8 protein-coding genes are annotated in these 3977 nt (G+C 66.1%); all 8 read left to right on the top strand.

Annotated elements, in window-relative coordinates; translation table 11 throughout:
• The coding region (locus HUU99_RS15285; RefSeq protein ID WP_174287174.1) for a hypothetical protein at nt 1-183 on the top strand (183 nt) is incomplete at its 5' end.
• A gap of 60 nt (nt 184-243) precedes the next feature.
• Nucleotides 244-477: an AbrB/MazE/SpoVT family DNA-binding domain-containing protein gene (locus HUU99_RS15280; RefSeq protein ID WP_174287429.1), complete on the top strand. Its 234-nt coding sequence runs from the start codon at nt 244-246 to the stop codon at nt 475-477.
• A complete protein-coding gene (locus HUU99_RS15275) occupies nt 474-887 on the top strand; it encodes a PIN domain-containing protein (protein ID WP_174287428.1) in 414 nt (137 codons plus the stop codon). The genes HUU99_RS15280 and HUU99_RS15275 overlap by 4 nt, the downstream gene beginning before the upstream one ends.
• Nucleotides 868-1602 carry a TlyA family RNA methyltransferase gene (locus HUU99_RS15270; protein WP_174287427.1) on the top strand — a complete coding sequence of 245 codons (735 nt, stop codon included), beginning with the start codon at nt 868-870 and terminating at the stop codon, nt 1600-1602. Before HUU99_RS15275 ends, HUU99_RS15270 begins: the two co-directional genes overlap by 20 nt.
• Nucleotides 1603-1678: 76 nt before the next feature.
• Nucleotides 1679-2230, top strand: coding sequence for a TspO/MBR family protein (locus tag HUU99_RS15265; protein WP_174287426.1), 552 nt, complete (start codon nt 1679-1681; stop codon nt 2228-2230).
• Nucleotides 2231-2255: 25 nt separating this feature from the next.
• Entirely contained in the window at nt 2256-2510 is a 255-nt protein-coding gene (locus tag HUU99_RS15260; protein ID WP_174287425.1) for an accessory factor UbiK family protein, read from the top strand.
• Nucleotides 2511-2555: 45 nt separating this feature from the next.
• Nucleotides 2556-3062, top strand: coding sequence for a YbjN domain-containing protein (locus HUU99_RS15255; RefSeq protein WP_174287424.1), 507 nt, complete (start codon nt 2556-2558; stop codon nt 3060-3062).
• Entirely contained in the window at nt 3059-3859 is an 801-nt protein-coding gene (locus HUU99_RS15250) for a pyrroline-5-carboxylate reductase family protein (protein WP_302479999.1), read from the top strand. The genes HUU99_RS15255 and HUU99_RS15250 overlap by 4 nt, the downstream gene beginning before the upstream one ends.
• Nucleotides 3860-3977 lie beyond the last annotated feature (118 nt).

Below are 3977 nucleotides of genomic sequence, written 5' to 3'. Positions count from 1 at the left end.
TCGGACGAAGGGCTGACCGACACCGGCCTCGCGATCCGCACGCTCCGGCTGCCCGACAGCTTCCAGGACCAGAACGCGCCTGACAAGCAGTACGCCGAAGCCCGCCTTGACGCCGACGCCATCGTCGATACCGTCCTCGCCGCCCTCCACCACAACGCCACCGCCGCAGGGGTCAGGGCTTGATTGACCTTGCGTCAATCACCTCATGGATATACATCTGCTCTCGTATATCCGGAGACTGACATGCAAGTCGCAAAATGGGGTAACAGCTTGGCAGTGCGCATTCCTGCCGATGTCGTCCGTACGCTCGGGCTGAAAGACGGCGACGAAATCGATCTTCATGCACTTGATGATGGCACGATCGCCGTCATCACAGAGCGGCAGCGACGAGAAGCGGCCCTAGATCGATTAACGAAAATGGCGGTTAAGTTCCCCGAAGATTACGTGTTCGATCGTGAAGAAGCCAATGCACGGTGAGCGGCGTTTTCGTCGACAGTAACATCCTGATTTACAGCATCGATCGCGAAGATCATCGCCGCATACGCGCACAGGCGATCATGGTCGACGGACCGACGATCAGCGTTCAATGCCTCAACGAATTCGCGGCGGTGGCACGCCGGAAACTGCGCCTGAGTTGGTCCAGTGTGCAAGCGTCGCTGGACGAATTCCGTCAGGTCTGTCCCAGGATCGTTTCCGTAACGCTCAACACCCACCAGCTTGGTATTACGTTTGCAGAACGGCACCGTCTTTCGATCTACGACGCGCTGATCGTCGCTGCGGCTTTCCATGCCGGTTGCGACATCCTCTATTCCGAAGACATGCACCACGGCCTCGTCATCGACGGTCGGTTGCGGATCGAGAATCCCTTTGCCCAAACGGCGCGCTGACCAAGCGCTCGTCGATCGTGGTCTCGCGGAGTCGCGGACGCGGGCGCAGGCGTTGGTGATGGCGGGGCTGGTCTTCGCCGGGGATCGCAAGATCGACAAGCCCGGGCAGCCGGTCGCGGACGACGTCAGGCTCGACGTGCGGGGGCGGGACCATCCCTGGGTGTCGCGCGGCGGGATCAAGCTGGCGCACGGCCTCGCGCATTTCGGCTGGGACGTGAGCGGTGCGGTCGCGATCGATGTCGGTTCGTCGACCGGCGGGTTCACCGACGTTCTGCTCCAGGCGGGTGCGGCGCGGGTCTATGCCGTCGACAGCGGCACCAACCAGCTGGCCTGGCGCATCCGCCAGGACCCGCGAGTCGTCGTCCACGAGCAAACCAGCGCGCGGATCCTCACCGCGCAGCATATTCCCGAACCCGTCGACCTGATCGTGTGCGACGCCAGCTTCATCGGTCTTGCCAAGGTGCTGGAACGACCGATGACCTTCGCGAAACCTGATGCGCGGCTGATGGCGCTGATCAAGCCACAGTTCGAGGCGGGGCGCGAGGAGGTGGGGAAGGGCGGCGTGGTTCGCGATCGCGCTGTTCACGGGCGGGTATGCGACGTGGTCGTCGACTGGCTGGCCGTATCCGGCTGGCCGATCGAGGGCGTGGTCGAAAGTCCGATCACCGGACCCGAGGGCAATATCGAATTCCTGGTCGCCGCCCGTCGCGGCTGAACACGAGAATTGCACCGCGCACCATTTACGGATTGCGCGCGCCGCGCCATGGGGTGCGCGGATACCGGGAGCAGATATGGGCCAGATCGCGTCGAAGACCCAGTTGCGCATGTCCTTTCTGCGCTGGGCCATGGTCGTCGTGCCTCTGTTGTTGCTGCTCGGCTTCGTGTCGGGTCGCTCGGTACCGGTCGGCGCGCAGAACCATTGGTACGGTGCGCTGGAGAAGCCGGCGATCACGCCGCCCGACTGGGTGTTCCCCGTCGCCTGGTCGATCCTGTACGTCCTCATCGGATTGGCGTTGGCGACCGTGCTGAACGCACGCGGCGCGCGGGGGCGGGGGGTCGCCATGGTACTGTTCGTTCTCCAGTTTATCCTCAATCTGGTCTGGCAGCCGACTTTCTTCGGCGGCCACTTGGTCTATATCGCGCTGATCGTGATCGCGGGCATGCTCGTTCTCGGGATCGCGACGACAATGGCGTTCGCGCGGGTGCGGACGGGCGCGGCATGGCTGATGGTTCCCTATCTCGTCTGGATCAGCTTTGCGGGCGTGCTGACCTGGCGGATCGGGCAGCTGAACCCGGATGCCGCGACCCTTGTACCGGCGCAACATACGACCCAGATGCTGTGACGATACCGACACAGGAACGATACGCATGCAGACCGAAAACCGGTTGTTCGACGATCTGGTGAAATTCATGAACGGGGCTGCTGGCACGCTGGCGGGTGTCGGCCGCGAGGCCGAGGCGGGAGCACGGTCTCGTGCGCGCGACTGGATCGGCGGGCTGGACTTCGTCAGCCGCGACGAGTTCGAGGCGGTGAAGGCGATGGCGGCTGCCGCACGCGACGAGGCGGACGCGCTTCGCGCCCGGCTGGACGCGCTGGAAGCAAAGGCCGCGCCCGCTGGCTGACCATCCTGTTTTGCACGGACCGTCGCGGCGTGGCATGATGCGCGCATGATCCTATTGCCGGCAGATTCCACCCCCGACGACAGCGCGCCGATCGAGATGCTCGAGGCGTATTATGCCGCGCATGACTGGGACCATGAACGCCAGGACGACGAGATCGTCGCGACGGTCAAGGGCAGCTGGGCGGAATATGAACTGCGCGCGCTGTGGCGCGAGGACGACAGCGTCCTGCAGTTCCTCGCATTCCCCGACATCAAGGTTCCCGACGAGCGACGCGCGGCGATGTACGAGACGCTTGGGCTGGTCAACGAACAGCTCTGGGTCGGCCACTTCGAACTCTGGACCACCAGCGGCATCCTGCTGTACCGGCACGCGGTCGTGATCGATGGCGGCGAGGATAGCACGATGTCGCTCACCGCGGCCGAACTGCTGGTCGAATCGGCGATCGACGAGTGCGAGCGTTTCTATCCGGTGTTCCAGTTCGTCCTGTGGGGCGGCAAGACCCCCAAGGAGGCGATCGCCGCGGCGTTGATCGAGACGCAGGGGGAGGCGTGACGCCCCCCTTCGCCGCGCCGCTCTGGCTGATCGGATGCGGCACTATGGGCGGGGCGATGCTGCGGCGGTGGGTCGATGCGGGGGGCGATCCCGCGCTGGTGACCGTCGTTACCCGGTCCGGTGCCACGGTGCCGCCGGGCGTGCGATCCGTGACCGCGGTGCCGATCGACGCCGAACCCGCGACGATCATGCTGGCGGTGAAGCCGCAGCAACTGGATGTCGTCGCGCCGATGCTCGAGCATGTCGAGACGCCGCTGCTGGTGTCGATCCTGGCGGGCGTCGAAGAGGCGGCCCTGGCCGCGCGGTTCCGCACAGGCGCGATCGTGCGCGCGATGCCGAACCTCCCCGTCGCGATCGGCAAGGGCGTGACCGCCCTCCACACCGCGAGTCAGAACCCCATGGTCCGTGCAGCGGCGACCGCGCTCGCTACGCCGCTCGGGCTGGTCGAGTGGATCGACGACGCAGCGCAGTTCGACGCGGTGACCGCGCTGGCGGGTTGTGGGCCGGGCTTCACCTTCCGCTTCGTCGACGCGCTGGCGGCGGCGGGGGTGTCGCTGGGGCTGGGCGCGGACCAGGCGCGGCGGCTGGCGGTGGCGACGGTCGAGGGATCGGGCGCGATGGCGGCGCGGTCCGACGTCAGCCCCGCGGTGCTGGCGGACCGGGTGGCAAGCCCCGGCGGATCGACGCGCGAGGGGCTGAACGTGCTGGATGCGGATGGGGCGCTGGTGGGTTTGTTGACGCGGACACTGGCGGCATCGGCGCGGCGGCATGCGGAGATGGCGGCGGCGGCTCGGTAGGGTTCGTACCGGATCGGCGGTGCGGCGTCCGGCCGGTTCTAGTGGAGGCTGTGTGAGAACAGCCTTTAGCGCTGTCGGCAGTCACGCGCAGCGCGTTGGATGTTACGCCTGCATCGCG

The sequence above is a fragment of the Sphingomonas bacterium genome, from assembly GCF_903642285.1.
In the GTDB taxonomy this organism is placed as follows: domain Bacteria; phylum Pseudomonadota; class Alphaproteobacteria; order Sphingomonadales; family Sphingomonadaceae; genus Sphingomonas.
The sequence above is the reverse complement of the archived record's forward strand: the minus strand, read 5'-3'. Positions and strand labels throughout refer to the sequence as shown.

Coding starts and splice junctions, on each gene's coding strand:
- HUU99_RS15255 (WP_174287424.1), top strand. CDS start 2,556: ATGATCCTATTGCCGGCAGATTCCACCCCCGACGACAGCGCGCCGATC.
- HUU99_RS15260 (WP_174287425.1), top strand. CDS start 2,256: ATGCAGACCGAAAACCGGTTGTTCGACGATCTGGTGAAATTCATGAAC.
- HUU99_RS15265 (WP_174287426.1), top strand. CDS start 1,679: ATGGGCCAGATCGCGTCGAAGACCCAGTTGCGCATGTCCTTTCTGCGC.
- HUU99_RS15280 (WP_174287429.1), top strand. CDS start 244: ATGCAAGTCGCAAAATGGGGTAACAGCTTGGCAGTGCGCATTCCTGCC.